This window comes from Streptomyces sp. NPDC048392 (assembly GCF_043200575.1).
Lineage (GTDB): Bacteria > Actinomycetota > Actinomycetes > Streptomycetales > Streptomycetaceae > Streptomyces.
In genome coordinates this window covers 24,262-45,877 of sequence record NZ_JBICYB010000040.1, presented here as the reverse complement: position 1 = coordinate 45,877, position 21,616 = coordinate 24,262, and the positions used below count along the sequence as shown (strand labels likewise).

The 21,616-nt window shown below is 70.4% G+C and carries 27 protein-coding genes; 11 read left to right on the top strand and 16 right to left on the bottom strand.

Annotation, left to right across the window (positions count from 1 at the left end):
* Positions 1–176: 176 nt before the first annotated feature.
* The 16 genes from ACGFYH_RS32580 to ACGFYH_RS32505 form a co-directional block, all read right to left on the bottom strand.
* Entirely contained in the window at positions 177–995 is an 819-nt protein-coding gene (locus tag ACGFYH_RS32580) for a DUF317 domain-containing protein (protein WP_393806765.1), read from the bottom strand.
* A gap of 48 nt (positions 996–1,043) precedes the next feature.
* Positions 1,044–1,778: a glycosyltransferase family 2 protein gene (locus ACGFYH_RS32575; RefSeq protein WP_393806764.1), complete on the bottom strand. Its 735-nt coding sequence runs from the start codon at positions 1,776–1,778 to the stop codon at positions 1,044–1,046.
* Positions 1,779–1,857: 79 nt separating this feature from the next.
* Complete coding sequence (locus ACGFYH_RS32570; protein WP_393806763.1) at positions 1,858–2,379, bottom strand: hypothetical protein; 522 nt, start codon at positions 2,377–2,379, stop codon at positions 1,858–1,860.
* Between the two features lie 670 nt (positions 2,380–3,049).
* Positions 3,050–3,568 (bottom strand): hypothetical protein, encoded by a 519-nt coding sequence (locus ACGFYH_RS32565; RefSeq protein ID WP_393806762.1) that lies wholly within the window; start codon positions 3,566–3,568, stop codon positions 3,050–3,052.
* 17 nt (positions 3,569–3,585) lie between these two features.
* Positions 3,586–4,383 carry a hypothetical protein gene (locus ACGFYH_RS32560; protein WP_393806761.1) on the bottom strand — a complete coding sequence of 266 codons (798 nt, stop codon included), beginning with the start codon at positions 4,381–4,383 and terminating at the stop codon, positions 3,586–3,588.
* Positions 4,384–4,674: 291 nt separating this feature from the next.
* Entirely contained in the window at positions 4,675–5,469 is a 795-nt protein-coding gene (locus ACGFYH_RS32555) for a hypothetical protein (protein WP_393806760.1), read from the bottom strand.
* 170 nt (positions 5,470–5,639) lie between these two features.
* Entirely contained in the window at positions 5,640–6,035 is a 396-nt protein-coding gene (locus tag ACGFYH_RS32550) for a hypothetical protein (RefSeq protein ID WP_393806759.1), read from the bottom strand.
* Between the two features lie 28 nt (positions 6,036–6,063).
* Complete coding sequence (locus ACGFYH_RS32545; RefSeq protein WP_386474085.1) at positions 6,064–6,516, bottom strand: hypothetical protein; 453 nt, start codon at positions 6,514–6,516, stop codon at positions 6,064–6,066.
* A gap of 51 nt (positions 6,517–6,567) precedes the next feature.
* On the bottom strand, positions 6,568–8,082 hold the full coding sequence (locus tag ACGFYH_RS32540; protein ID WP_393806758.1) for an ATP-binding protein: 1,515 nt from the start codon (positions 8,080–8,082) through the stop codon (positions 6,568–6,570).
* Between the two features lie 45 nt (positions 8,083–8,127).
* Positions 8,128–8,670, bottom strand: a complete 543-nt coding sequence (locus ACGFYH_RS32535; protein WP_393806757.1) for a hypothetical protein — start codon at positions 8,668–8,670, stop codon at positions 8,128–8,130.
* 23 nt (positions 8,671–8,693) lie between these two features.
* On the bottom strand, positions 8,694–9,164 hold the full coding sequence (locus tag ACGFYH_RS32530; RefSeq protein ID WP_097242955.1) for a DUF6238 family protein: 471 nt from the start codon (positions 9,162–9,164) through the stop codon (positions 8,694–8,696).
* A gap of 59 nt (positions 9,165–9,223) precedes the next feature.
* Positions 9,224–10,696 carry an SCO6880 family protein gene (locus tag ACGFYH_RS32525; protein WP_097922835.1) on the bottom strand — a complete coding sequence of 491 codons (1,473 nt, stop codon included), beginning with the start codon at positions 10,694–10,696 and terminating at the stop codon, positions 9,224–9,226.
* Positions 10,697–10,784: 88 nt separating this feature from the next.
* A complete protein-coding gene (locus ACGFYH_RS32520; protein ID WP_054102485.1) occupies positions 10,785–12,158 on the bottom strand; it encodes an ATP-binding protein in 1,374 nt (457 codons plus the stop codon).
* Positions 12,159–12,193: 35 nt separating this feature from the next.
* A complete protein-coding gene (locus ACGFYH_RS32515; protein ID WP_393806756.1) occupies positions 12,194–12,874 on the bottom strand; it encodes a hypothetical protein in 681 nt (226 codons plus the stop codon).
* Positions 12,874–13,191, bottom strand: a complete 318-nt coding sequence (locus ACGFYH_RS32510) for a DUF6112 family protein (protein WP_054102483.1) — start codon at positions 13,189–13,191, stop codon at positions 12,874–12,876. The genes ACGFYH_RS32515 and ACGFYH_RS32510 overlap by 1 nt, the downstream gene beginning before the upstream one ends.
* 139 nt (positions 13,192–13,330) lie before the next feature.
* A complete protein-coding gene (locus ACGFYH_RS32505; RefSeq protein WP_393806755.1) occupies positions 13,331–14,449 on the bottom strand; it encodes a C40 family peptidase in 1,119 nt (372 codons plus the stop codon).
* Positions 14,450–14,973: 524 nt separating this feature from the next.
* On the opposite strand from ACGFYH_RS32505, the gene ACGFYH_RS32500 reads away from it, so the two are divergent.
* From ACGFYH_RS32500 to ACGFYH_RS32450, 11 genes are all read left to right on the top strand, one after another.
* Positions 14,974–15,729: a site-specific DNA-methyltransferase gene (locus ACGFYH_RS32500; protein ID WP_097242951.1), complete on the top strand. Its 756-nt coding sequence runs from the start codon at positions 14,974–14,976 to the stop codon at positions 15,727–15,729.
* A 204-nt stretch (positions 15,730–15,933) separates the two neighbouring features.
* The gene (locus tag ACGFYH_RS32495; protein ID WP_393806768.1) at positions 15,934–16,557 is read left to right on the top strand and encodes a DUF4913 domain-containing protein; all 624 of its coding nucleotides are present in this window, start codon (positions 15,934–15,936) and stop codon (positions 16,555–16,557) included.
* Positions 16,554–17,039 (top strand): hypothetical protein, encoded by a 486-nt coding sequence (locus tag ACGFYH_RS32490; RefSeq protein ID WP_393806754.1) that lies wholly within the window; start codon positions 16,554–16,556, stop codon positions 17,037–17,039. Before ACGFYH_RS32495 ends, ACGFYH_RS32490 begins: the two co-directional genes overlap by 4 nt.
* Positions 17,036–17,713, top strand: coding sequence for a DUF3631 domain-containing protein (locus tag ACGFYH_RS32485; RefSeq protein ID WP_393806753.1), 678 nt, complete (start codon positions 17,036–17,038; stop codon positions 17,711–17,713). The genes ACGFYH_RS32490 and ACGFYH_RS32485 overlap by 4 nt, the downstream gene beginning before the upstream one ends.
* Before the next feature lie 23 nt (positions 17,714–17,736).
* A complete protein-coding gene (locus ACGFYH_RS32480) occupies positions 17,737–18,213 on the top strand; it encodes a GNAT family N-acetyltransferase (protein WP_393806752.1) in 477 nt (158 codons plus the stop codon).
* Positions 18,210–18,887: a hypothetical protein gene (locus ACGFYH_RS32475; protein WP_393806751.1), complete on the top strand. Its 678-nt coding sequence runs from the start codon at positions 18,210–18,212 to the stop codon at positions 18,885–18,887. Before ACGFYH_RS32480 ends, ACGFYH_RS32475 begins: the two co-directional genes overlap by 4 nt.
* A gap of 56 nt (positions 18,888–18,943) precedes the next feature.
* Complete coding sequence (locus tag ACGFYH_RS32470) at positions 18,944–19,663, top strand: hypothetical protein (RefSeq protein ID WP_393806750.1); 720 nt, start codon at positions 18,944–18,946, stop codon at positions 19,661–19,663.
* A 198-nt stretch (positions 19,664–19,861) separates the two neighbouring features.
* Positions 19,862–20,209 (top strand): SH3 domain-containing protein, encoded by a 348-nt coding sequence (locus ACGFYH_RS32465; protein ID WP_393806749.1) that lies wholly within the window; start codon positions 19,862–19,864, stop codon positions 20,207–20,209.
* A 61-nt stretch (positions 20,210–20,270) separates the two neighbouring features.
* Positions 20,271–20,729, top strand: coding sequence for a hypothetical protein (locus ACGFYH_RS32460; protein WP_393806748.1), 459 nt, complete (start codon positions 20,271–20,273; stop codon positions 20,727–20,729).
* Positions 20,726–21,154 carry a hypothetical protein gene (locus ACGFYH_RS32455; protein ID WP_393806747.1) on the top strand — a complete coding sequence of 143 codons (429 nt, stop codon included), beginning with the start codon at positions 20,726–20,728 and terminating at the stop codon, positions 21,152–21,154. The genes ACGFYH_RS32460 and ACGFYH_RS32455 overlap by 4 nt, the downstream gene beginning before the upstream one ends.
* A gap of 12 nt (positions 21,155–21,166) precedes the next feature.
* Positions 21,167–21,586 carry a hypothetical protein gene (locus ACGFYH_RS32450; RefSeq protein ID WP_393806746.1) on the top strand — a complete coding sequence of 140 codons (420 nt, stop codon included), beginning with the start codon at positions 21,167–21,169 and terminating at the stop codon, positions 21,584–21,586.
* Positions 21,587–21,616 lie beyond the last annotated feature (30 nt).

The window sequence follows — 21,616 nt, the reverse complement described above, 5'->3', positions numbered from 1 at the left end:
GGGCGAGTAGACCTTCATCACCATAAGAGATCCCTCCTACCCGGCCCCTGCCGGGGCCGGGCTCAGAGGTGTCCACCACTCGGGGACAGGTCCCGGGTGATCTCGGCGGTGGGGTTGGGCATCAAGGTCCTGGTGGGTCGAGTCCGCAGGAGCGTGTTCGTCCAGAGGGACAGGGCTCAGCGGGTCTTCGGAGCGCGCTTGGGCTCGGTGCTGCGTGGCGGCCCGCCGTGGGGAGGCTGCGCCGTGGGACGCCGGGATGGCGATGAGAGGCGTTCGATGGTCACCAGCGGGGCGACTGCGGCGGGGAACGGGAAGGACGTGGAGCGCAGAGTGGGCCGGGGATCGAGCGTTTCGGCGGCGACCGCGTGCAGGAGCAAGGGCGGCGTCTTGTCCGTGAACGAGATGTCCCACAGGTGACCGAGGTCTTCTGGGGAGGCGGCCAGGTGCCAGGTGACGGATGTGTCTCCGTGGATGGGCGGCGCCGACGAGTCCACGGGGCGGCTGACCACGGCAGCGTGTCCGTCGTGCGAGATGAATCCGGAGAGTCCGAAGTCGTCGAAGTGGGTCCAGGAGTCGGCGTCGACGTAGAGCTCCAGCAGGCCGGGCTCGGTGCCGATGCCGTAGACGACGTGATCCGGATCGGTGGCCAGTTCGCCGGCCAGGGTGCCGAGGAGCCTGGCGACACATTCGATCGGCACGAAACCTCCGATATCCGCACGCCAGCGCTCAGCCGCCTCTTCGTCGGTACGTGCCGTGATCACCATGTGAGGGCCTTGGCCCACGGCTGCTTGGTCGTGGCGGATCGTGATGCGCCGGCAGGGGCTGGTGACGGTCAACGACGACGCGTCGGTGTGTGCGCTCCACGCGGTTTCCTCGGCGAAGATGTCGAGGAGCTGCTGGTGGTCGGTAGGGAGGCTGGCGGCCAGATAGCGGGGAGAGATGAGGATCTTCTCCCCGGGCCTGCCGGGCCTGTCCTGGTCGGGGTCGTTGGGCATGGTTCTTCCGGTGGGATCGGGGAGCGGGTGGCGAAACGGGGGCCTCAACTACGCGAGGGAGGAGGCGGCATCGCGGCGAGGGTGCGCTGCGGCGTGCAGGCTGGCACCAAAACCGTGGGCGAAGACTCGCGCCCTTTCTTCCAGCTCGGCGTAGGAGTCCTGCGCCGTCATCTGCGCGGGGTGCTTGCGGTACCGGTAGACCGGAACGGGCAGCAGGATCCCTGGGGCGAGGCAGGTGACGGCGAGGGCGCAGTAGTCCTCTCCCTGTACGAGGCCGCCCATGGGTGCCGCGCGCACCAGGTCGGTTCGGGCCAGGAGGGTGGTCGGGCCGAGCGGGATGGTGTCGGCCGGGTCCTTCCAGTACCGCCATACGTCTCCGGCCTCATGTCGGCCGGGCGGTGTCGGGCACCGCCACAGGGTCGTGGAACCGTCGTGCAGGTCCTCGCTGTATCCGGCACACCAGCCCACCCCGGTCTCCTCCAAGGTGCGCAGCCGCAGCGCCATGGCCCAGTCGGTGAACTCGTCGTCGTCATCCGCCCAGTTCACGTACTTGGTCCGGACGTCGTTGAGAGCCAGGTTGCGGGCGCATGCGGCGCCGACCGGGCGGGGCAGGGCGAGGATGCGGACGCGCGGGTCGGCGGCGAGGGCGGCGGGCAGCCGGGTGGGGTCGGCCCCATCAAGGGCGACGACGGCCTCCCACGGGACGCTCTGGCGGCACAGACTGGCGTGCATGGCAGTGAGGAACGCCAGTCGTTCTGGGCGGAGTTGGGTCGCGATGACCACGGTGATCTTCGGGTGAGAGTGCGGGGACAGAGGGCTTCTCCGGACAGGCGTGGATCGGGACGGTGCGGTCTTCCGGGGGCTACCGGCGGGCGGACTTGCGGGACGCCGGGGCCGATGAGGGAGCGGTGGCGGACAGGCGCGGGGCGACGCGCGGCGGCACGACCGGAGCCTGGGAATCCGGGTTCCATGCGCCGGGGTCGGTGCGGATACGGCTGCGCGGGTCGGTGTCCCACCCGACGACGGGTCCGCGGTCGTACGCCAGCAGGCCGATCACTTCGATGCCGGTCTCGTGCAGGACGTAGGCCCACTCCAGGTCGCCGGTGCCGTCCTGGGTGATCAGTTCACGCTCGGCCGGGGTGCCGTCGGTGCTGTACACGTTGGTGAGCTGACGGCTGGGAAACTCATCGCCCCCGGTCAGCGAGCGGCGCAGCGCGTCGGGTGCGCCGTCGAGGAGATCCGTGCCCAGCTCCTCCCAGCCGATGTGGACCTTGTCGATCAGGTGCCGGGCCATCGCCTCCAGGTCACCGGCGAACCGGTATCGGAAGGCGGCCAGCAGCAGCGGGAGTTTGCTGTCGGGGTAGCCGTCGAAGTGGACGTACATGCCGGCGTAGCCGGTGGAGGTGGGGCGGGCGATGACCGCACGGGTGGACAGATCGGTCTCCTGGAGTGGGGCTGGTCAGTGTGAGCGGGGGCGCGCCGTCGGGGCGGTCATCGGCTGGGCTGGGGTGCCGGGCGTACGGGCGGTGGCGCGAGGCGGCGTGGTGGCGGGGATCGGCTGGTCGGGCCGCCAGAGGCAGGCGGTGTCGCGGAACCGCACGCGGGGGTCGGTGCCCCATGCGACGAGGGGGCCGCGTCCCGCGCCGGGCTCGCCGATCACCTCGATGCCGTGCGGGTGGAGGACATAACCCCAGTTCAGTCGCGATGCCGTCCGCTCGGTGTAGATCAGCGGCGGTTCGTTCGCGCGGGCCGGGTATCGCTTGCCGGGTTCGTCGTGCTCGCCGAAGAGGTGTTGGCGCAGGGCCTCGGGTGCTCCGTCGAGGAGTTCGGTGCCGAGGTAGGACCAGCCTTCTGGTGCGTCGGCGATGAGGTATGCGGCCAGGGCGTCGGTGTCGCCGGCGAACCGGTTCTGGTGTGCGGCGAGCAGCAGCGGCAGTTGATGACTGGGGTAGCCGTCCCAGTGGACGTACGTTCCGGCGTAGCCGGTGGTGCCGGTGGGGCGGGCGATGACAGAACGAGTGGACAGAGGATCTTCCTGTCGTGGGCGGGGTGGGTCAGCGGGAGGTGCGGCGCGTGGGCGCTGCCGGCGTGGCAGGTGCCGCCGCCACGGACGGCGCGGGTTGCGCGGGTGCTGATCGGTTCGGGCGCCGGTAGATGCTGGCCAGGTGGTCCTCGCTCAGGTAGGCGAGCTGATCACCGAGTGCGGACAGCTCCTCGGCGTGCTGGCGGTAGCGGGCGGCGAAGCCCGGGTCCTGGTTGCGCTCGCACCACTCGGCCGCGGTCTCCAAGAACAGGTGCAGCTCGCCGAGACCGCTGTGCCCGTCGCCGAGGACGGCCTGCGCGACGGTGTTCAACTCGGCGGACGAGCGCGCACGGTAGACCTGCTGGGTCCAGTTGCTGATGCTGTGACCGGCGTCCCCGGTGGGGAGCGATTCGCTGAACTCTCGCGCGTCGTAGGCGGCCCAACGGTGCAGGTCGTCGACGGTCGGCCGGTTCTCCCGATGGGCGGTGACCTGCTCGGTGGCGCGGCCGACGTTGTCGTACAGCTCGAAATCAGGGTGGGGCAGGGACAAGGGGCTCTCCCGGTCGGTTAGGCGCGGTCCGTGCGAGCGGAGCCGACGGGCGGACCCGAGGCGTCGGTGCGGGCGCACTTGTAGCCGATCAGGCGGGACGGGGCGGCCTTCGCCGGCACGGTGGCGGCGTCGGCGCAGACGAACGTGTACGTCACCGACGTGCGCGGGATGCCGTGCAGCCAGGCGTTGTCGTCCTTGTCCGGGTTGATCTGCAGTCCGGAGTGCGCGACGGCGTCGGTCTGCGTGTGGGTGTGGGCGAACAGCAGGAGTGCGCCGCCGTCGGCGGTCTTCAGCGCGTAGGCGTCCTTGAAGGCGTTGGTGCCGCCGGCGAAGGTGGTGGTGCCCAACTTCCCGAACTTGCGGGTCGTTTCCTCGTGGACCTTGATCTGCTGATTGCTGGCCTTGGTCGGGGCGAAGACCTTGGTGCCGGTGTTCGTCCCGCCGGTCGCGAAGTTGTCGATCACCGCGGTGCGCAGCACGTCGGCGTCGGCGGCGAGGTGCTTGTTGCCGGTGGCAGCGACCGCGGTGACGTAGCCGCTTCCGTCGAGGGCGATGTCCGGCAGCTTCGTGCTGTCGAGGTCGACGACGGTGGCCATCTCCCACCGCTTGTCCTTCGGCTGCTCGGCGAAGACGGCGATGCGGCTCGGGTCCTTGCCCTTCTCGCCGGAGAGCGCGGCGGCGAACCAGCGGTCCTGGCCGGCCGTGAAGCGCGGGATGTACAGCTTGGCGCTGGAGGTGTCGTACGACCACGGCTTGTACGGCTTGCGGTCGGCCTTGGGCAGGCCCTCGGTCTCGGTGTAGTCGGAGACGGACATCGCGTACGTCGGGCCGTCCTCGACGGTGTCGAGCAGGGCGCGGTCACGCTGCGCGTTGGCCTTGTTGTTGATCTTCGAGTAGTTGGTGATGACGGCGCGAGCCTGCGCGTCACTGAGTGCGGGAGTCGGCTTCGGGGCGGCAGGCGTGGAGGCGGACTTCGCGTCGGCCGGGGTGTCGTCGCCGCTGGTGCAGGCGGTGGCGGCAGTAGCGAGCAGCGCGGCGGAGACGAGCAGGGGCAGGGCGCGGAGGGCGGTGCGGATGGGGGTGCTCCAGGGGTTTGGGCGGATGGATCAGCGGGTGCGGGAGGCGGCTGGGCTGGGCCGAGGGTGGGGGGTGGTGACGCTCGGGCTCGTGCTGCGGGACGGGGCCGGCGGAACGGTGAGCCGGTCGGCTGCCTGGTGGAGTCGGGCGCCCGTTTTGTTGAGCCGACCGCGGGCGCTGTCGATCCGGGCGTGCAGCAGGGCGCGCGTGGATTCGATGGCCTCGCTGCGTTGCGTCGAGCGGGGTGAGGCGGCGAGCTGGTGGAGGGCTCCGGCGTGGCCGACGGCTTCACCGAGGTCGGCCAGGGCGTGTCCCAGCACGCCGACCGCGCGCGTGAGCTGGGTGACCTTGAGCCGGGTGGTGTCCGACTCGGGGTTGCGGTCGCGGCGTACGGTGCGGTCGGCGAAGGCTGCCGCGGTGGTGATGTGGGTGATCAGTCCGGCGATGTCGCGGACCCGGTCGTCGAGGTCGTCGAGGTTGTCGCTGTCGGAGTGCACCGCGTTGGTCAGCGGCAGTTCGTCGGCCGTGTTGTGGATGTGCTCGGCCAGCGAGTGCAGCTGGCTGCTGTCGTCGTAATTGAAGGGCAGGAAGGGCTCCTGAACGGGGCAACGGGACGGTGCGATCAGCGGACGGCGCCGCGTGCAGCCGTGGGTGGCGCGGCCGGTGGCACCGTGGTCGCGGTCGGTGCGGCGTGGCGCAGGTTCACGCCGATGCCTGCTCCGCGAGGCGGAGGGCGACTGCCTGGATTCGCCGGGCGCGACCGTCCTCGCCGTACGCAGCGGGCAGCAGGAAGGCTGCCTGGTGCGGGTGGTACTGGAAGCCATGGGCGTACAGCGTCGTGCGCGCCTCTTCCGGCACTCTGGCGTACGGCGTGCCGAGCGCTGCGTCGTCGTACCAGGTCAGCGTTACCACTTGGGCGACCTGCGGCGGAGCCTGCCGATGTGGGGGCTCGGGCTGCTCGGCGGCGTTGCGGCGTACCGCCTGGCGGGCCTGCTCATAGCGGGGCAGGACCCTGCGGGCGATGAGGGCTGCGGCGGCGCGCGGGATCGTTGGGGACGACGATGCCGTTCGGCTCTTCGACCCCGTCGAAATGGTGCGGCTTGATGGCGGCGTCGTCGGGCTCGAGCGGGGCGACGACGCACTGGTGCGGATAGCGCGGCCGGTCGGCGAGATAGAGGTGCTGCTGATCCGGGCCGTGCAGTACAGCGTCGTGTCCGAGCACGAATCCGGTGGCGACGTAGCTGACGTGGCCGGTGTCCCAGATCTGTTCGGCCACGGGGAACTGGTCGGGGTAGGTGAGGTGACGGTGGTATTCACTGGTCCAAGCGCCCGGCAGGCGGTCGGCCGGGCCGGCGGCGAAGATGTCCAGGTCGGTGCGTGCTGAGGGCATGGGCTCCTGACGGAGTGGTGAGGCGGGCCTATCTGCCGCGCGCCACGCGGGCAGGTCGCGTGATCGTGGGCGCCGAAGCGGGCACGGCGCTTGGGCGGTGCGCCCGGGAGGCGGCGTCCTCGGAGGCTGTCACCTGCCGGTAGGCATCGATGGTTTCCTTGAGCCGGTCGACTGCGTCGTCCCGACGTGCGGCGAGGATGTCGATCTGTGTGCCTCTGTTCTGCAGGACACCCAGGGAGTTGATCGACGTGTTCCCGGCAGCGGCGCGCGTAAGAACGGATGCCGCGTTCTGGGCGGCGGCGGTGAACTGCTCGTGTACGTGGTCCAGGTGGCGCGCGGCCGTGTGGACGAGATCGGCGATGACCAGCTCGGGGCCTTCGGTGTGCAGGCGACCAAGGAACCGAGGCGAGGCGCCGAGGGATTCGTGCACCATCTGGGAGCCGGGGCCGGCGGATGGTGGAAGGCTGGTTGGGTTGTCCATGAAGGTGGAGATCCGGGGATTGAGGGACGGCTGGCACGTCTCGACGGACGATCAATGCATTCGGGCATCCGTATCGAAAAGGGCCAATTCGTGCGGATGTAGCAGATGTTGAACGATGAAGGATCGTCCGGCGACCTTCCACAAGCCCCTGCCGCGGTTGAGATGCGAGATCGCGTCGGCTTCCACCGAGGTCAGCCCCAACAGCGCGGCAGCGGCGTGTAGTTGGTCGGTCTCCTGCCGGTAAATGATGCGGGTGGAGCAGTCGGCGAGCAGGCCCTCGGCCAAGGCACGTCCGCGGGATCCGGCGTCGCCGGCGGTGAGCAGGTCGGACAGCCGGTGGATCACCATCAAGTTGGCGATGCCCAGGCCGCGGCTCAGCTTCCACTGGGACTGCATCCTCGCGAGCAGGCCGGGGTGGCGCATCAACCGCCATGCCTCGTCGTAGACGATCCAGCGCCGGCCGCCGTTCGGGTCGGACAGCGCGGATTCCATCCACGCGGAGGCGCAGGTCATGGCGAGGACGAGTGCGGTGTCGTCGCCGGAGCCGCCGAGACGGGACAGGTCGATCGTCAGCATGGGCGAGTTGGGGTCGAAGGCCACGGTGCTGGGGGCGTCGAACATTCCGGCGAGGTCGCCGTGGACGAGGCGGCGCATGGCGTGGGCGAGGTCGCGGGAGGCGTCGCCGAGGCGGCCGGACATGACGCCGCCGGCCGTGTCGAGTTCGTCGGGGTTGTTGAGGGTGGCGGCGATGTCGCCGAGCAGCGGGGTGCGTCCGCTCGCGGCGGCGCGGGTGACGACAGCGTCCAGGGCGACGTCGAGGCCGGTGTGCTCCATCGGCAGAAGGTCCCGCCCGAGCACGGTGCGGGCCAGGGAGCCGAGCAGCAGCAGACGCCTTTTGCGGATCTCGCCCGCCCAGTCGGCCTCGGAGACGCTGTTGGGCCGCGGCGCTGCGTCCAGCGGGTTCAGCTTGCCTGGCAGCCCCGGTCCGAGCGCGATGGAGGTGCCGCCCAGCGCCTGCGCCACGGGCGTCCACTCTCCCTTGGGATCACATGGGACGTAGACGCGGTAGCCGAAGGCGATGGAGCGCAGCGCGAAGCTCTTGGCGAGCGCGGACTTGCCCTGTCCGATGACCCCGGCCAACAGCACGTTGGGGTTGGTGAAGCCGTCGATCTTGCCGTACAGCGCGAACGGGTCGAAACAGAAGGAGGCTTCGGCGTGGACGTCGCGGCCGATGTAGATGCCCTCGGCCCCCAGCCCGCCCTCGGCGAGGAAGGGGTACGCCCCGCTCGCCGTGGCTGTGGTCATGCGGTGGTCAGGCAACTTGATCTTGTTGTTGCGGGAGGACGCCGGGCCGGGGCGGCCTGCGGGCGGGAAGAGCGGCGACGGCATCTCCTGCTCCTCCGCCCCGGCTCCGGTGGTGTGGGCGGCTGCTTCGACGCGGGCCTTCGCGGCGGCTTCGGCGAGTTGCCGGCGGGCGGCTTTTCGGGCGGCGCGGTCGGTGCCATGCGGCGTGAACAGGGGGCTGGCGCTGGCGCGGCGGGCTCGGCGCGCGGGCCGGTGACTCATGGCAGGGCGGCTTTCACAAGGTGGCGGTCTGGAGCGGTGCGGGGGTCAGACGCGGGGGGAGGCGCTGAACAGGAGCGGCTTGCGGTAGCCCGTGCCGTCGCCCGACCAGTCCAGCTCGATGTAGCCGTCGGCGAGGTACTGGTACCGGCCGCTGGCCTTGGTCTTGAGGGTTCCGGTCTTGTAGCTCCCGTCGCCGTTGCCGCTGCTGTGTTCGAGCGCGTGCTCCAAGCCCGTGTAGTTGGCGTACTTCACGACCGGGTCCGTGCCGGCGGTGGACTTCTTGGTCTGCAGGTGGAAGCGCGCCTTGTTGAAGGTGAGGCTGCTGTGCTGGTTGGCCGCGTAGGGGCCGTCCCAGTTGACCGTGGCGGTGGTGTAGATGTAGCCGCCGCTCCGCTGGGCGCAGAGCCGCACGTCGAAGTCCCAGTTGTCGGAGTCGGGGCCGGTGTACGACGGGTCGTCGACGGTGTAGCTGCTGGTCGTGCAGTGGTAGCTGGCGGCGGACGCAGGCGTGGCGGTGGCCAGCGCGGCCGTGCCGGCGAGGGTGGCGAGGAGGGCGGCGGTGGAGGTGGAGCGCTTGAGCTTGCGCATGCAGGGCCTTTCGGTGGAGCGGGTTACTGGGCGCAGGTGGTGGTGTGGCCGGGTGCCGGGGCGTTGAGGTCGGCCGGAGTGGTCTTGCGGCGGACGACGTGGCCGGCGGCGAGGTGGCGCTGGCAGATGGTCAGGACGGGCGGTCCCTCGGGGAGCCGCTCCGGGTGGCACTCGGTTTCCGTCGGGGCCGCGTCCGCCACGGGCAGGAGGTGGAAGGCGTCGTGCACGGCGGCGGTGGCCTGCCACAGCCGGGTGTGCGCGGTGGCCAGATGTCGGCCGGCGGCGGGATGCGGCGGCCGGGTGGTGTCGGCGAGCTGGTCGAGCAGCTGGTGCAGCGAGGTCAGATGGGCGTGCAGCACGTCGAGGTGCACGCGGTCCGCAGGTGAGGCGGGGCGTTCAGCGCGCGGGGCGCGGGCGCGTGTGTGGTGGCGGATGCCGGCGCTGGCGGCCCGCAGGTACGGGTACGCGTCGCCGACGGGGATGGCAGAGGTCAAAGGGGAAGAGTTCCTTCCTGCCGCGGTGGCAGGACGTCGGCGGGTGGCCGGGCGGGGGGCTACAGGGCCGTGCGGGCGAGCGGCAGGGCGCCGAGCGTGAAGGCATCGGGCTGCTGGAAGTTCAAGCGCCGCAGGTCGACCTGGGCGGTGACGGCAGCGGTCTCGATCTGCGCGCAGGCGGCGTCGAGCAGAGCGTCGGTCTCGGCGGAGACGGTGAGGAGCCCGGTCAGGGCCACATCGGCGTGTCCGGCGATCAGCTGGCGCTCGCGGGTCTTGACGTCCGCGTACTCCACGCTGTCGGCCTCGGAGTCGACCTGCCCGCGCCGCGACCTCTCGTTCGCGTCGGCGATGATGGCGGCCTTCTTGCGCTGGACGTCGCGCATCGCGGACTCGAGCCCTTGGGGCACGTATATAAGGGAGAGGGTGCGCCGGACTCCGGCGGTGAACATCAGGCCGTGCAGGAAGCCGGCGGATGTCTCGGTGCGGGGCCAGTCCTCGACCCAGTAGGTGGCGTGCCGGGCGGAGTCGGTGGCGAGCCGGTCGTACTCCTCGACCTGGACCACGGGCCCGGCGGCGGCCGGGTCGGCTTCTGCCCGTCCGGACTCCGACCACTGCTGCAGTGCGGACAGTGCCTTGGGGTCGTAGGCAGTGCGGATGACGGCGGCGATCTCGCGCGCCGAGAGCCAGCCGGTCACCATGAGTCCGGCGCTGCGCGCGGCCTGAGCGATGGAGCTGGTGGTCTGTTCAAGCACGGTGAAGGCGCCGGGCAGCCCGCCGCCGGCCTGGCTGATGAGTCGCTTGGCGGCCTTGAGGTCGAGGGAGATCGCCACGTATGCCTCGTGCGGGGCGGCGGCGGGCCCTGCGGAGGCGACCAGATCGCTGTAGACCTGCCCGGCGACCGGTGTCTCGGGGTGGCCCTGCTGGCTCCAGTGACGGGAGAGGGTGTCGCCGCTGTCGGGCACGGTGCGCTCCAGCACCTGCACGGTTGCGACGTGTCCGGTGCGGGCGATGCCAGCGAGCGCGCGTCCCCAGCTGCTCACGTTGTGGTTCTGGGTCGCGGGATCGAGAAGGGCGAAGGCCCTGCTGGAGACCCGGGCGACGGCGGTCAGGGTCTGCCGGTGCGGGTCATGCACGGCGGCGGCGCCATTGACGGAGTCGCCGGGGGTGACCACCCGCAGCGAGGCGGCGGTGCCGGGCAGATGCAGGACGCCGTCCTGGCGGGGCCGGGTGACGGGCCGGGCGAGCCACAGGGTCTGGCCGGTGCGGCGCCGCTGGGCGAAGCGCACGACGATCGGCGCCCAGTCGATCAGCGAGCGGCCGTGTCGACGGATGGCGACCAAGGCGGCGACCACGGCCCACAGCGGTGTCAGGGCGATGGCGCCGAGCAGGCCGGTGGAGACCACGGTGGCCAGCAGAAGCGCCAACGCGCATGAAACCAGGACGAGTTGGGGCAGCGACAGGCCGAGCAGGATGCCGCGCTTCGACCGGTGGGGGAATTTGACGGTGAGCGGTGTGACGGTGAGATCAGACAAGGGCCGTTCCGGGGGTGCGCGGGCGGTGGCCGGGGCGGCGGCGCGGCGGCAAGTGCGCGGCGCGTGCCGCCCCGGAGTCGGGCAGGGGCTACAGGCCGGCGGGCGGGGGCGGCGGCGCGCCGGTCCCGCTGGAGGTACTGCCTGAGTCCGGTGCCGGTGGAGCGCCCTGGGGCGGGGGTGAGGATGCTCCGGCGCCGGGCTGCGACATGAAGCCACTGCCTCCGCCGGAGGGCGATCCGGAACCGCCGCCCCCTCCGGGGGCACCGCCTACCTGACCGCTGGTGTCGTCGCTGGGACTGGTCGGGGGCGGCTGGACGGCCTTCTCCAGGCCGTTCTTGAGCCCTTCGGCCCCGGAAGAACCCTGCGAACCCTGGCCTTCCTTGCCGCTGTCGCCCCCGGTGGGGTTGGCGGCGATGTCGCCCGGGAACCCGCCGCCTCCGGCGGCATCGGGGCCCTGCGGGGCGCCACCCGCTCCTGCTCCGGCTGCCGCGCCGCCCGTGCCGGCGGTGGCCGCAGCGGCGGCGGCCTTGCGGCCGGCCTTCTCGGCGTGCTGCCGGGCGAGCTGAGCGCCGGCGCCACCAGCGCGGTGAATCGATTCTCCGTCCGTGCCCTCGGCCGCCCAGTGCACGAATTTGAACGTGGCGTACGGGCAGAGCAGAACCAGAACCATGATCACGATGCCCGCCATGACGTCGGCGAGCGCTCCGAGGCCGTCCTTGGCCTCGGTCTTGCCCATGGCGGCGATGCCGAGCACGAAGATGATGGTCATCAGCAGCTTGCTGACCACGAGGGTGGCCGTGGCTTCGATCCAGCCCCGGCGCCACCGGCGGGCGACCTCCCAACCGCCGCCCGCGCCGGCGAAGATCGCTAGCGTGACCATGACCAGAATGCCCACTTTTCTGACCATCATGACGCACCAGTAGAGGAAGGCTCCGCAGGCGGCGCCGAGTCCGGCGAACACCGCGACCAGCCAGCCCAGGCCGGACAAGGCCCCGATCTGGGACACCTTCACGATGCGGCGGACGGCAGTTTCGATGTTCAGGTGCGATGCGGCGAACAGGCCGTCGGACAAGGCATCGACGACTTCGATGGCGACCGTCGTCAGCGCGATGGCGCAAAAGGCGAACAAGACGCCCGACATGGTGCCGGTGAATGCCTGGGCAAGGGCCTGTCCGTCGCGTTTGACGGCGGCCCGGATGAGCTGCGCGCAGAACGTCCCAACCAGGATGACCAGGCCGATCGGCAGCAGCATCTCGTAGTTGTCGCGGAACCATCCGGCGTTCAAATCCACCTTGGTGGTGGCGTTGACAGCCTTGGCTGCCAGGTCGGCTGCCGCGGCGGCGAGTTCGCCGGCGCTCTTGGCCATCCAGTCGCCGATGGCTTTGCCGGGATCGCTCGCGAAATCGACGGCCTCACCGACAGCGCACAGCTTGTCCGCGAGAGGGAAGTCGCAGAAACCCAAGGGAAGTCGTCCTCCTTACTTATCGGCGGGGTGGGTCACTGCGTGACGCTGGGGGCGATGCCGGCCAGGCGGCAGTCGTGGCTGGGCCGGCACTGCACGGCGAGGGTCACGGCACGCTCCTCGGCTCCGCCGCCGCCCTTCTTCCACTCGATCTGCTGCCGCCCGTTGACCGTGACCACGTAGATGTACGCCTCGGTGATCGCGGAGGGGTCCTCGGCGAGCGCCTGCTTGAACGCGCCGGGGTAGTGGCCTTCGGTGACCGTGCCGGTGGCGTGCTGGTTCTGGTCGGCCATGCGTGACCACAACAGCGGGTCGGGTACCTGGCCGGAGACGGACGCCCAGTCGGCGTACTTGGTCTCCTTGGTCATCCACGCGCCCATGCCTGCGAGCTGCTGGTCGCGGTCGGTGTCGCGGGTGTCGTACGACCAGAGCATCGCCGCTGCTGCCTTGGCGAAGGCGACCGGTTCGCTGATCTGCGGTGGCTTGGGAACCGAACCCGACCCGGCCGCGGGCTTCGGGGCGGCCTCGGAGGGTGAGGAACTGCTCTCCTGGGACGGTGCGTTGGTGCTCTCGCTGTGCTCACCGCGGCCGGTGAACCACGCGGTGGTGGCGGCGATGATGAGCAGCGCGGTGATGACCAGGGCGACGATCGCGACGCGCTTGTTGGCCGACCAGGTCACGCCGTACCCGGGCAGGGAGGGGAATCGTTTCTGCATTAGTGGACCTGCGACCCCAGGCCGGAGAAGAACGCCACGATCCCGTTGGCGGCGCCGAGGCCGAGCGCAGCGCCGGCCGCGACGACGGCGCCCTTCTTGCCGTTGGCCTCGGCCTGGTGACCGCCGGTGTGGTGGCCCCATGCCCACACGCCGAGTGAGACGGCAAGGGCGCCGACAACGGCGATGATCCCGAACATATTGATCGAGTTGACGACGTTCTTCAGGACGGCCAGGCCGGGCAGGCCGCCGCCCTTGGGTGAGATGCCTGGGTCGTACGCGAGGAAGACGACGGCGCGGTCTGCAAGAGGTATGGGCATGGGTGTGGCAGGGCTCCTTGCGTGCGCGGGCCGGGCAGAGGCCGGCGAAAGAGAGGTGAAGGGAGGGGGGAGTGGCGCGCGGGGCGCGAGAGGCGGGCCCGGCGGGGCCGCCCGGGTGGTGTCCGGGCGGCGTGCGTCGTCAGAGGACGCGGCGCGCGGCGAGGATGTCCCAGTCCTTGATCGGAGTGATCCGGACGGGCTTTGATGTGCGTGGTGCCTCGATGACGAGGCCCTCGCCCATGTACATCCCGACATGCTCGGGCCGGGCGGCGGTGCCGCGGCTGAAGATCAGGTCTCCGGGCTTGAGGCTTTTCGCCGAGACGGACTTGCCCTCGTTGACCTGCGTGTACGTGGTGCGGGTGAGCTTGACGTCGGCGTGCGCGTACGCCTGCTGCATCAGCGAGCTGCAGTCGCAGCGCCCCATCGGGTCAGGCCCGTGGGAGTCGGTGCACGACCCGCCCCACTGGTAGAGCGTGCCGAGCTGGTGCATGGCCCACTCGATGGCCGCGCGTGCCTTGGGGTCGGCGTCCTTGGGGATCTTGTATCCCTTCGGGACGCTGCCCTCGGGGATCCGCCCGAAGGACGTGCCGTCCTTGTCCGGTGTGCACATGCCAGCGCCGGACGCGGACTCCGGGTCCTTGGCGGGCTCGTCCTTGCCGGCGTTCGGGAACGTCTTGGCGATGGCCTTCTGCAGCGCGGTGGCGAGGTCCTCCCACTGCGCGTACGCGTCCGGGTAGCCGGACGCCTGGACAGCCTGTGCGGCCTGGGTGACCTTCATCTGCTGCCAGCCGTCGACCTTGAGCAGATGCTTGTAGAACTGCTCGGACGCGTACACCGGGTCACGGATCTGCTGCGCGGTGCCCCACCCCTGGCTGGGGCGCTGCTGGAAGAGGCCGAGGCTGTCCCGGTCTCCGGAGTTGAGGTTGCGCAGCCGCGACTCCTGCATCGCGGTGGCGATGGCGACGATCTGGCCCTTCTTGGGCACGTCGAGGCTCAGGCCGGTGGCCACGATGGTCTGTGCGTTGGGGATCTGCTCGGCCGGAAGGTCCAGGCCCTGGATGTGAATGTCCTTGCCGGAGGCGCCGTCGAGGATCTTGGTGACTTCCTTGGTCACCTCGGCGGTGTCGAGGCCGGTCAGGCATCCGCTGAACGAAGCGGTGGTCGCGGCTTCGCTGGAGGACGCCATCATCATGGCGGTGCCGGCGAGCAACAGGGGGGAGAGGACGACGACGCCGATGCCGGCGGCTATGCCCTTCAATCCGGCCTGCCTCCCGGCAGAGGGTCACGGGCCGGCGGACGGGGAGTGGGCAGGGGAGGGTAGAGCGATGTCACAAGCGAGGTCCTTGGTGAAGTCCCGGCGGCGCGTGCGTCGTTGAGGAAAGGGCGCGACGGCCGGGATGGTGGGTAGATCGGGGCCCGGGTGCACGGGTGCGAGTTGCCGCTCGCACCGGCACGGGGCGTCGGGTCAGGTGTGCCAGGACATGGGAAATCTCCGTGAAGGCAGGGACGGGGATGTGCCATCGACGGTGTTCGTCGGGCAGTTCCAAAACAGTAAGGGCGGATCCCCGGTTGCCGAAATCGCATCTGATCGAGGCTCTGTCTCGGGGGTTTCGGCGTCGATAGCGCTCAACCGGGGATCGTGCCCTACAGTTTTGGCTCCTCCCCTCGCCTCCCCGCTGCGCGGACCGCGGAGCCTTCCTGCCTGCATTTGGTCCAACGGGTCTCACCCAGGCGAGCCGGAGCGTCCATCCCCCTCCACCCGAACCGAATTGGGGTATCTCTTTGCCTTTTTCCCTGCACCAGGGCGACGCACTCGGCGTCCTCGCCGAGCTGCCGGACAACTGCGTCGACTCCGTGATCACCGACCCGCCGTACAACAGCGGCGGGCGGACGGCGAAGGAGAGGACCTCCCGGTCCGCGAAGCAGAAGTACACCTCCGCCGACGCCGGGCACGAGCTGCCGGACTTCACAGGCGAGAACATGGACCAGAGGAGCTACGGATTCTGGCTGACCCAGATCATGACCGAGGCGCACCGGCTCACCAAGGTCGGCGGCACGGCGCTGCTGTTCACCGACTGGCGGCAGCTGCCCATCACCACGGATGCCATCCAGGCCGCCGGATGGCTCTGGCGCGGTGTGCTCGCCTGGCACAAGCCGCAGGCCAGGCCGCAGAAGGGACGCTTCACCCAGAACTGCGAATTCATCATCTGGGCCAGCAACGGACCGATCGACGCGGCCCGCAACCCGGTCTACCTGCCCGGCCTCTACAGTGCCTCGCAGCCCAGCGGCAAGGCTCGGCAGCACATCACACAGAAGCCCGTCTCCGTCATGCGTGAGCTGGTGCAAATCGCTCCGCCGGGAGGCACAGTGCTCGACTTCACCTGCGGATCCGGCTCGACCGGCGTCGCGGCCCTGCTGGAGGGCCGCGATTTCATCGGTGTCGAGAAGAGCAAGACCTATGCCGAGATCGCTGCCGACCGGCTCACCGAGGCGCAGCAACAGACCCTTACCCAGGACGATTTGACCCTCGTGGTCTGAGGCATCTTCTGCTCGGGCGGCGCGGCTCGGAGCGCGCTCTGTATGTGCCCGCTCGTGCCGCGCGCAGAGTTATACCAGCCAAGTACCGGTTACCGAAACCGGTGATTCTCCGGATGGTAGGAGCCGTAATTCACGCCCTATGGCTGCGGCTCAAGGAGGCCCTTTTTCGTGCCTGAATCCATAAACCCCCCGGACGACGGGGAGATGGAACCGGTCCGGCTTCCGGACTCCGACCTGGAAAGCATCGAGGCGAGCGTCCGCAAACTGCTGGACCAGTCCGCGGAGCAGGCCCGCCAGCTCGACAGCCTCGCCTCCGCGCCACCGCCTGCGGACTCGCCGTTCGGCGCCTTCGGGGTGCCGGGCATGTCGGGGTTCGCGGGCCTGCCGTCTCCGGCAGCCCCGCCCGAGCCCCGCCCGATCCTTGAACTGGAGGGCGAGGAGTACGAAGACGAACTGGACTCCTTGTCCGACTGGGTGGATGACTTCCTCGTCCGGGTCTACGGGGCGGAGGTCACGACCGCCGCCCCGTGGTGCGAGCAGTGGCAGGAACACGCCGATGTCGTCGCCTGGCTCCACGCACTATGGCTCGCTTACCAGCAGCACAAAGATCCGGAGGCGGGGCCGGCCGGTCTGTTCGTCTGGCACCGGGACTTCCTCACCCACGCCATGGCCACTGTGCGGGCGGCCGGCGGTCCGCTGTCCGCGTGCATGACCGACCCGGACCGGCCCGCGCACCGCCTGCTGCCCGGCCCGCCGCCTTCGAACCGGACCACCACCACGACCGAGGAGCCCGAGGAGAACAGCGAACACGGCCAGGCCGACGGATGACGGGCCGCGAGGACCGGCCGGCCTTCGGCCTCTCCTTCGACCCCCGCGCCCTGACCGACCTGCTCCAAGCCCCCAGCGACATCCGCGATCTGGCCCTCGCCCAGCTCCAGGACGTGGTGGACGCACGCCTCTTCGGCACCAAGCTCACCCGCGATCTCGTCGGATGCCGCAAGGTCTACGTCGATCACCGCAACGCCTGGCGCATCGTCTACGCCCAGCGGCCGGCGCCCGCGAACTCCACGCACACCACCGAGATCCACGTCGTGGCCGTACGTCCGCGCGAGGCCCACGACGTGTACGACACCGCCCGTGCCCGCCTGGGCATCAGGCGGCGCCCGCTCGGAGAGCGCACCCACGCCGCTCGCACCCGCTCACCGCAGCTGACCACGCGGCAGCCCGTACCCAAGCCCGGTCCACCGCCCCATGCGATGCCCGGCCTTCTCCGACCCGCTTCCCCAACCCTGAAGGGCCCTGTTCGTTGACGCAGTTCCCCACCCTGATCGACCAGATCGCCGCCGCCGTACTGGCGCCGGCCGAGGTCACCGAGAACCCGCACCACCGCGCCATCCTCGACGTGTTCGTCGAGACCCAGGAACTCGACCGGCTGCTCGCCGAGCTGGCCGCCGCCGACCTGCCCGGGGTCAGCGCCGGCGAGCAGCTGGACACGCTGACCGACCTGCTCGTCGAGCGCATGGCAGCGGGGGCCGAGCTGAGCGCACTGCTGTCCACCTCCTGCTGCTGCGCCGCCACGTTCGAGCCCGACCCGCCGGGCGAGTACGACCCGGCGGAGGACGACGAGCCCGACTTCGACCCGGACTTCGAGGGCTTCGACGACTTCGACGACCTCCACGAGGAGGCGGTCGAGGACTTCCTGTCCTGTCCCAGTCGCCCGCAGACCATCGTCCACGCCTGCCTCGATGTCTTCGACGCCCACGGCTCCCCGGAGTACGTCAGCTCCGCGGAGCTGGTCGAGCGCCTGCGTGAACTGCCCGGTCACGCCGATGCGCGCTGGCGCTACTCCGACCTCAACGCTCTGCGGCTGTCCCTGATCCTGCGGCGCTCCCACGGAATCCAGTCCCACAGGCCGCGGGCGGCCGATGGCAGTCGCTACCGGGCGTTCCGGCGCGCGGACCTGCTGGGCGCCCTCGCGGACTGACCCTGCTGACGCACCCCGCCCTTGTGCAGACCCGCCTGGTGACGGCGGCGGACGGGGACCTGGTCGCCGCCTTCCACGCGCAGTGCTCCGAGGCGAACCTGCTGCGCCGCTGGGGCCGGACTCGCCTCCTGCCTCGTGACCTGACACGGCTGCTCGACCAGGCCAGATGCTGGATCGGGCTCGGCGCCGACGGGCGGCCACTGGCCCTCGTCTGCGTCGGGCCCGTCAGCCGGGAGCCAGGTGTCGCCGACCTCGGACTGCAAGTCGCCGACGACCGGCACCGTCAGGGCATCGGCACGGCCCTTGCCTGGCAGGCATCGGCCGTCGCCCGCGCGCGCGGAGCGCACACCCTCGCCGCGTTCACGCAGGCGTCCAACACAGCGATGCTCCGCCTCATGGACAGGCTGGGCCCGACCCGGCACACCCGCGACGGCGCGTACGTCGAGGTCCGTGTCGCTCTGGACACGTCTGCTCCGGATCCAGAAATCCCTCCGCCATGACCTCATCCCCTCCCGACCGGCTCACCCGGACCGCCCTTGATCACCGGATCGAGACCGCGGTGGGCCGGAGCGTCGAGGAGCTGCGGCAGCACCGCGACGACGGTCTCCTCGACGCACCGCATGCCGCCTTGGCAGATGCTCACCGCGACCTCGTGGCGGCCGAGCGGGACGTCGGCTTCTACCGCGTCCGGCTCGCCCGCCTCGCCTCCAGCGATCTGCCCGTGGACCAGGCACTGTTCGCCCGGATCGACCGCACCCTCGACCAGCTGGCCCAGGCCGCCCGCCTACGAGAGGCGAAGCGGACCACGGCCGCCGCCGCTCTGGAGCCGATCGAGGCCGGCGCTCTGCGGCAGGTGACCCGACAGATCCCGACCAAGGACGTCGCGGCCCTGCTGGCCATCGCCCAGGGCGCCAAGCTCCACGAACACCTCGTCACCCACCGGCTGGCCGTGGCGACGCCCACGCGCACCCGTATTTCCTACGCCCATCTGCAGCGCCTGGAGGCGAACGGCCTCGTGGAGCGCGACATCTCGCACCCGATGCAAGCCGGACAGCCCGTCACTCTCACCGACACCGGCCGAGCCGCCCTGACCGCTCCCCGCCGCGCCGGCCCACCCCGTGCCGCGCCCTCTCCGCCACCGGCCCTTCCACCCGTTTCCCGTCCCCGCCGCTGAACGGCGCCGTGCACGCCACGCGCACGGCGCCCAGGCGTCATCGAACGAAAGCCGCGATGCCCAGCTACGAACCCGACTTCCGTCTCGACGGATACGAAGCCGTCAACAACAACGTCGCCGAACAGTTCTGGGGGAGCATCGGCATCGAGCAGGACGACATGACCGTGCTCGCCGAGCACCACAGCGCGGACGGAGAGCACAGCTTCTTCGTCATGCACAACCGGGCCGTCACCTGGGGTATCCCCGGGGAACCCCAGATCGCCGCCCTGCACCTCAAGCGCGACCCGGCGACCCGCACCTTCCGTTTCGCCAGCGAGATGCTGCCGCTGCCGTCCATGGCGCAGTCCTGGCTCGTCGCCCGCGGCTGCCCCGAGGAGGAGATCCTCCTGCCCGACGGTATGGGCACCGACCCCGCGAACGACGCCACCCGCGCGCTGGAGAAGCGTCTGCGCAGTGACGGCGACCACTTCGCGCTGCTCACCAGCTACACGTACGACAGCGAGCCGATCGAGACCACCGTGCTGCTGCGGGCCCTCGACGAGAAGGCGGCGCTGCCCTTCCGCGTGCTGCTCGAAGAGGTCGACAGCGGCGCATGGACACACACGCTGCGCGAAGGCGACTTCCAGACGTTCGAGGCCGCCACCCAGTGGTGGGAAGCGCACTGGAGGGGCGACAAGCCGCCGCTGCCCGCAGCCTCACCTGCGGCCCGGCACACCACAGTTGCGGCCACCGGCGTGCCGGCCCGCCCCGCACCGCTGCGCGGACCGAGCCGCTGAACTCCCCTCAGCACACACACGCCTTTCTCTCTTCGAAACCGACGGAATACCGCGAAACGCGCGTGAGGCGGCGCGGAACATAGCACGCAATCCCCGGTTACCGAAACCGGGGATTCTGCGGACTCTTGTTATCAGCCCGTACGGCATCCGCCTGGGGATTTCCGCATTCCCTCTCCATCGCCAGTTAGGACAAACTCCGTGCGCATTACTCGCGTTGCCGCTGCCGCAGCGGTCTGTGCGGCACTCGCGCTGCCCGCAGTCACCGCTACGGCCGCCAACGCCGCAGCCCCGGGCGCCGTCGCTGCCTCCACCTCGTGCCACGAGGCAGACCCGTACAAGGTGCACGGGACCAGCGCGGTCACCATCCACTCGAAGGCGTCGTCGAAGTCGACCGCCGTCGGAGTCCTCTACCGGAGCCACAAGTTCACCGTCCACAAGAAGACCAAGACCGGCTCGTGGGTCTACATCACGGACAAGAAGACCGGCGTAACGGGCTGGGTGTCCGGCACGTACGTCTACCGGACCGTCTACATGTGCCTGGACTAACCAGCTGCGCCCCAATTTCCCATTCCTGCACCGGAATCCTCGAAATGAAGGGAGCCACGCTGTGCCCGACACCAGCGAAGACGTGATGAGCGTCCTCACCGAGCGCATCGAGGACCGATTCCAGATGCCGCTCGCCGACCTGCGCCGGGCGGTTGAGGCGGCACCGCAGGCCAACCCCGAGGCCACCACCCTCGTGCACTGGCATGGCCTGCTCGCCGAAACGCAGCAGGCACTCGACACCGCGGAAGACGCGCTCGTCGAGGCGCTGGGCACTCAGCCGGCCGACGTACTCGACGATCCCGTCATGGAGCTGGCCCACCAGGTCAACTCCGCTGTCGCCTCCCGCGACGGCCGCGCCATGGTCGTGAACTACCTCCTCGACCCCAACGCACCCGGTAAGCGAGGCCCCGGCGCGTGGCGTGGCGCGTCCCCCGCAGCCCGCCGTGCTCCGGCCCTTCCTACCTCCCCGCCCACACTGCCCAGCGCGCGGAACACGACAGCGCGAGGGCCAGCACGGTGAGCGTCATCGACAAATCGACCAGCCGCGATGCGGCACTGCAGGAAGCGTTCGGCGCCGAAGTAGACGCGCTGTACGCGCAGTCAGCCTGCGGTGAGGCGAATGCCGCACTCCGGTGCGCACTGGAGCTGCGGAGCTTCCTCGCCGTCGCCGAGGAGCACCTGGAGCGGGTGCACAACATCGCCGAGTCCGACTGCCAGATGGGCGAGCTGTCCAGCGTCGACTTGCACCGTCACGACCAGTGGATTGAGGCCGCTGAGGCCAATTGCGACCTCTACGGATCCGCCCTCGACGAGCTGCTCCTCACCATGCCGCCGCCGAGCCACCCGAACGTTCCGCGCGCCGGGCCGCGACCCAAGGTCATCGCCACAGCGCCTCCCGCCCCGGCCGGACCCCGAGCCGGGGCGGTGCAGGCCCGACGCCCCTGAAAGCCACACCGATTGCCCCAGCCAGACGACCCCGCCCACGCCGTTTCCCAGATCATCGCCCAGCGCATCGAGGCGCTGTACGGACAGCCGCTCGCTGAACTCGAAGCCCTCGCCGACGTCCCCGAGAGCACCCTGCTCGCCGCCCTGACCGGCAACCACAGCGCCCTGGCCTTCGCCGAAGGCAACATCGCCTTCCAGCTGGAACGCCTGCGTGAACTCACCGCCCCCGAGAGGGAGATCGGCCAGTTCGACGCCGGCCACATCCTCGACTGCGCCCGCCGCATCGCGGAGTCCGTCGCCACCCGCGACGCCTACGCCAAGAGCACCGGCGCCGTCCTGGGCGGCCTGCGCCGCGCCACGGCCCCGGACACCCAACCCCCGGCTCCGCCCGCGCCCGCGGCCCCGACGGCCGCCGCCTCCCACACCCGCTGATCCACTCGCACCGCTTGAGGAGCCCCTTCC

Coding starts and splice junctions, on each gene's coding strand:
- ACGFYH_RS32580 (WP_393806765.1), bottom strand. CDS start 995: ATGCCCAACGACCCCGACCAGGACAGGCCCGGCAGGCCCGGGGAGAAG.
- ACGFYH_RS32490 (WP_393806754.1), top strand. CDS start 16,554: ATGACGGGCCGCGAGGACCGGCCGGCCTTCGGCCTCTCCTTCGACCCC.
- ACGFYH_RS32560 (WP_393806761.1), bottom strand. CDS start 4,383: ATGTCCGTCTCCGACTACACCGAGACCGAGGGCCTGCCCAAGGCCGAC.
- ACGFYH_RS32540 (WP_393806758.1), bottom strand. CDS start 8,082: ATGAGTCACCGGCCCGCGCGCCGAGCCCGCCGCGCCAGCGCCAGCCCC.
- ACGFYH_RS32535 (WP_393806757.1), bottom strand. CDS start 8,670: ATGCGCAAGCTCAAGCGCTCCACCTCCACCGCCGCCCTCCTCGCCACC.
- ACGFYH_RS32555 (WP_393806760.1), bottom strand. CDS start 5,469: ATGGCTTCCAGTACCACCCGCACCAGGCAGCCTTCCTGCTGCCCGCTG.
- ACGFYH_RS32515 (WP_393806756.1), bottom strand. CDS start 12,874: ATGCAGAAACGATTCCCCTCCCTGCCCGGGTACGGCGTGACCTGGTCG.
- ACGFYH_RS32475 (WP_393806751.1), top strand. CDS start 18,210: ATGACCTCATCCCCTCCCGACCGGCTCACCCGGACCGCCCTTGATCAC.
- ACGFYH_RS32550 (WP_393806759.1), bottom strand. CDS start 6,035: ATGCCCTCAGCACGCACCGACCTGGACATCTTCGCCGCCGGCCCGGCC.
- ACGFYH_RS32545 (WP_386474085.1), bottom strand. CDS start 6,516: ATGGACAACCCAACCAGCCTTCCACCATCCGCCGGCCCCGGCTCCCAG.
- ACGFYH_RS32510 (WP_054102483.1), bottom strand. CDS start 13,191: ATGCCCATACCTCTTGCAGACCGCGCCGTCGTCTTCCTCGCGTACGAC.
- ACGFYH_RS32570 (WP_393806763.1), bottom strand. CDS start 2,379: ATGTACGTCCACTTCGACGGCTACCCCGACAGCAAACTCCCGCTGCTG.
- ACGFYH_RS32470 (WP_393806750.1), top strand. CDS start 18,944: ATGCCCAGCTACGAACCCGACTTCCGTCTCGACGGATACGAAGCCGTC.
- ACGFYH_RS32495 (WP_393806768.1), top strand. CDS start 15,934: ATGGAACCGGTCCGGCTTCCGGACTCCGACCTGGAAAGCATCGAGGCG.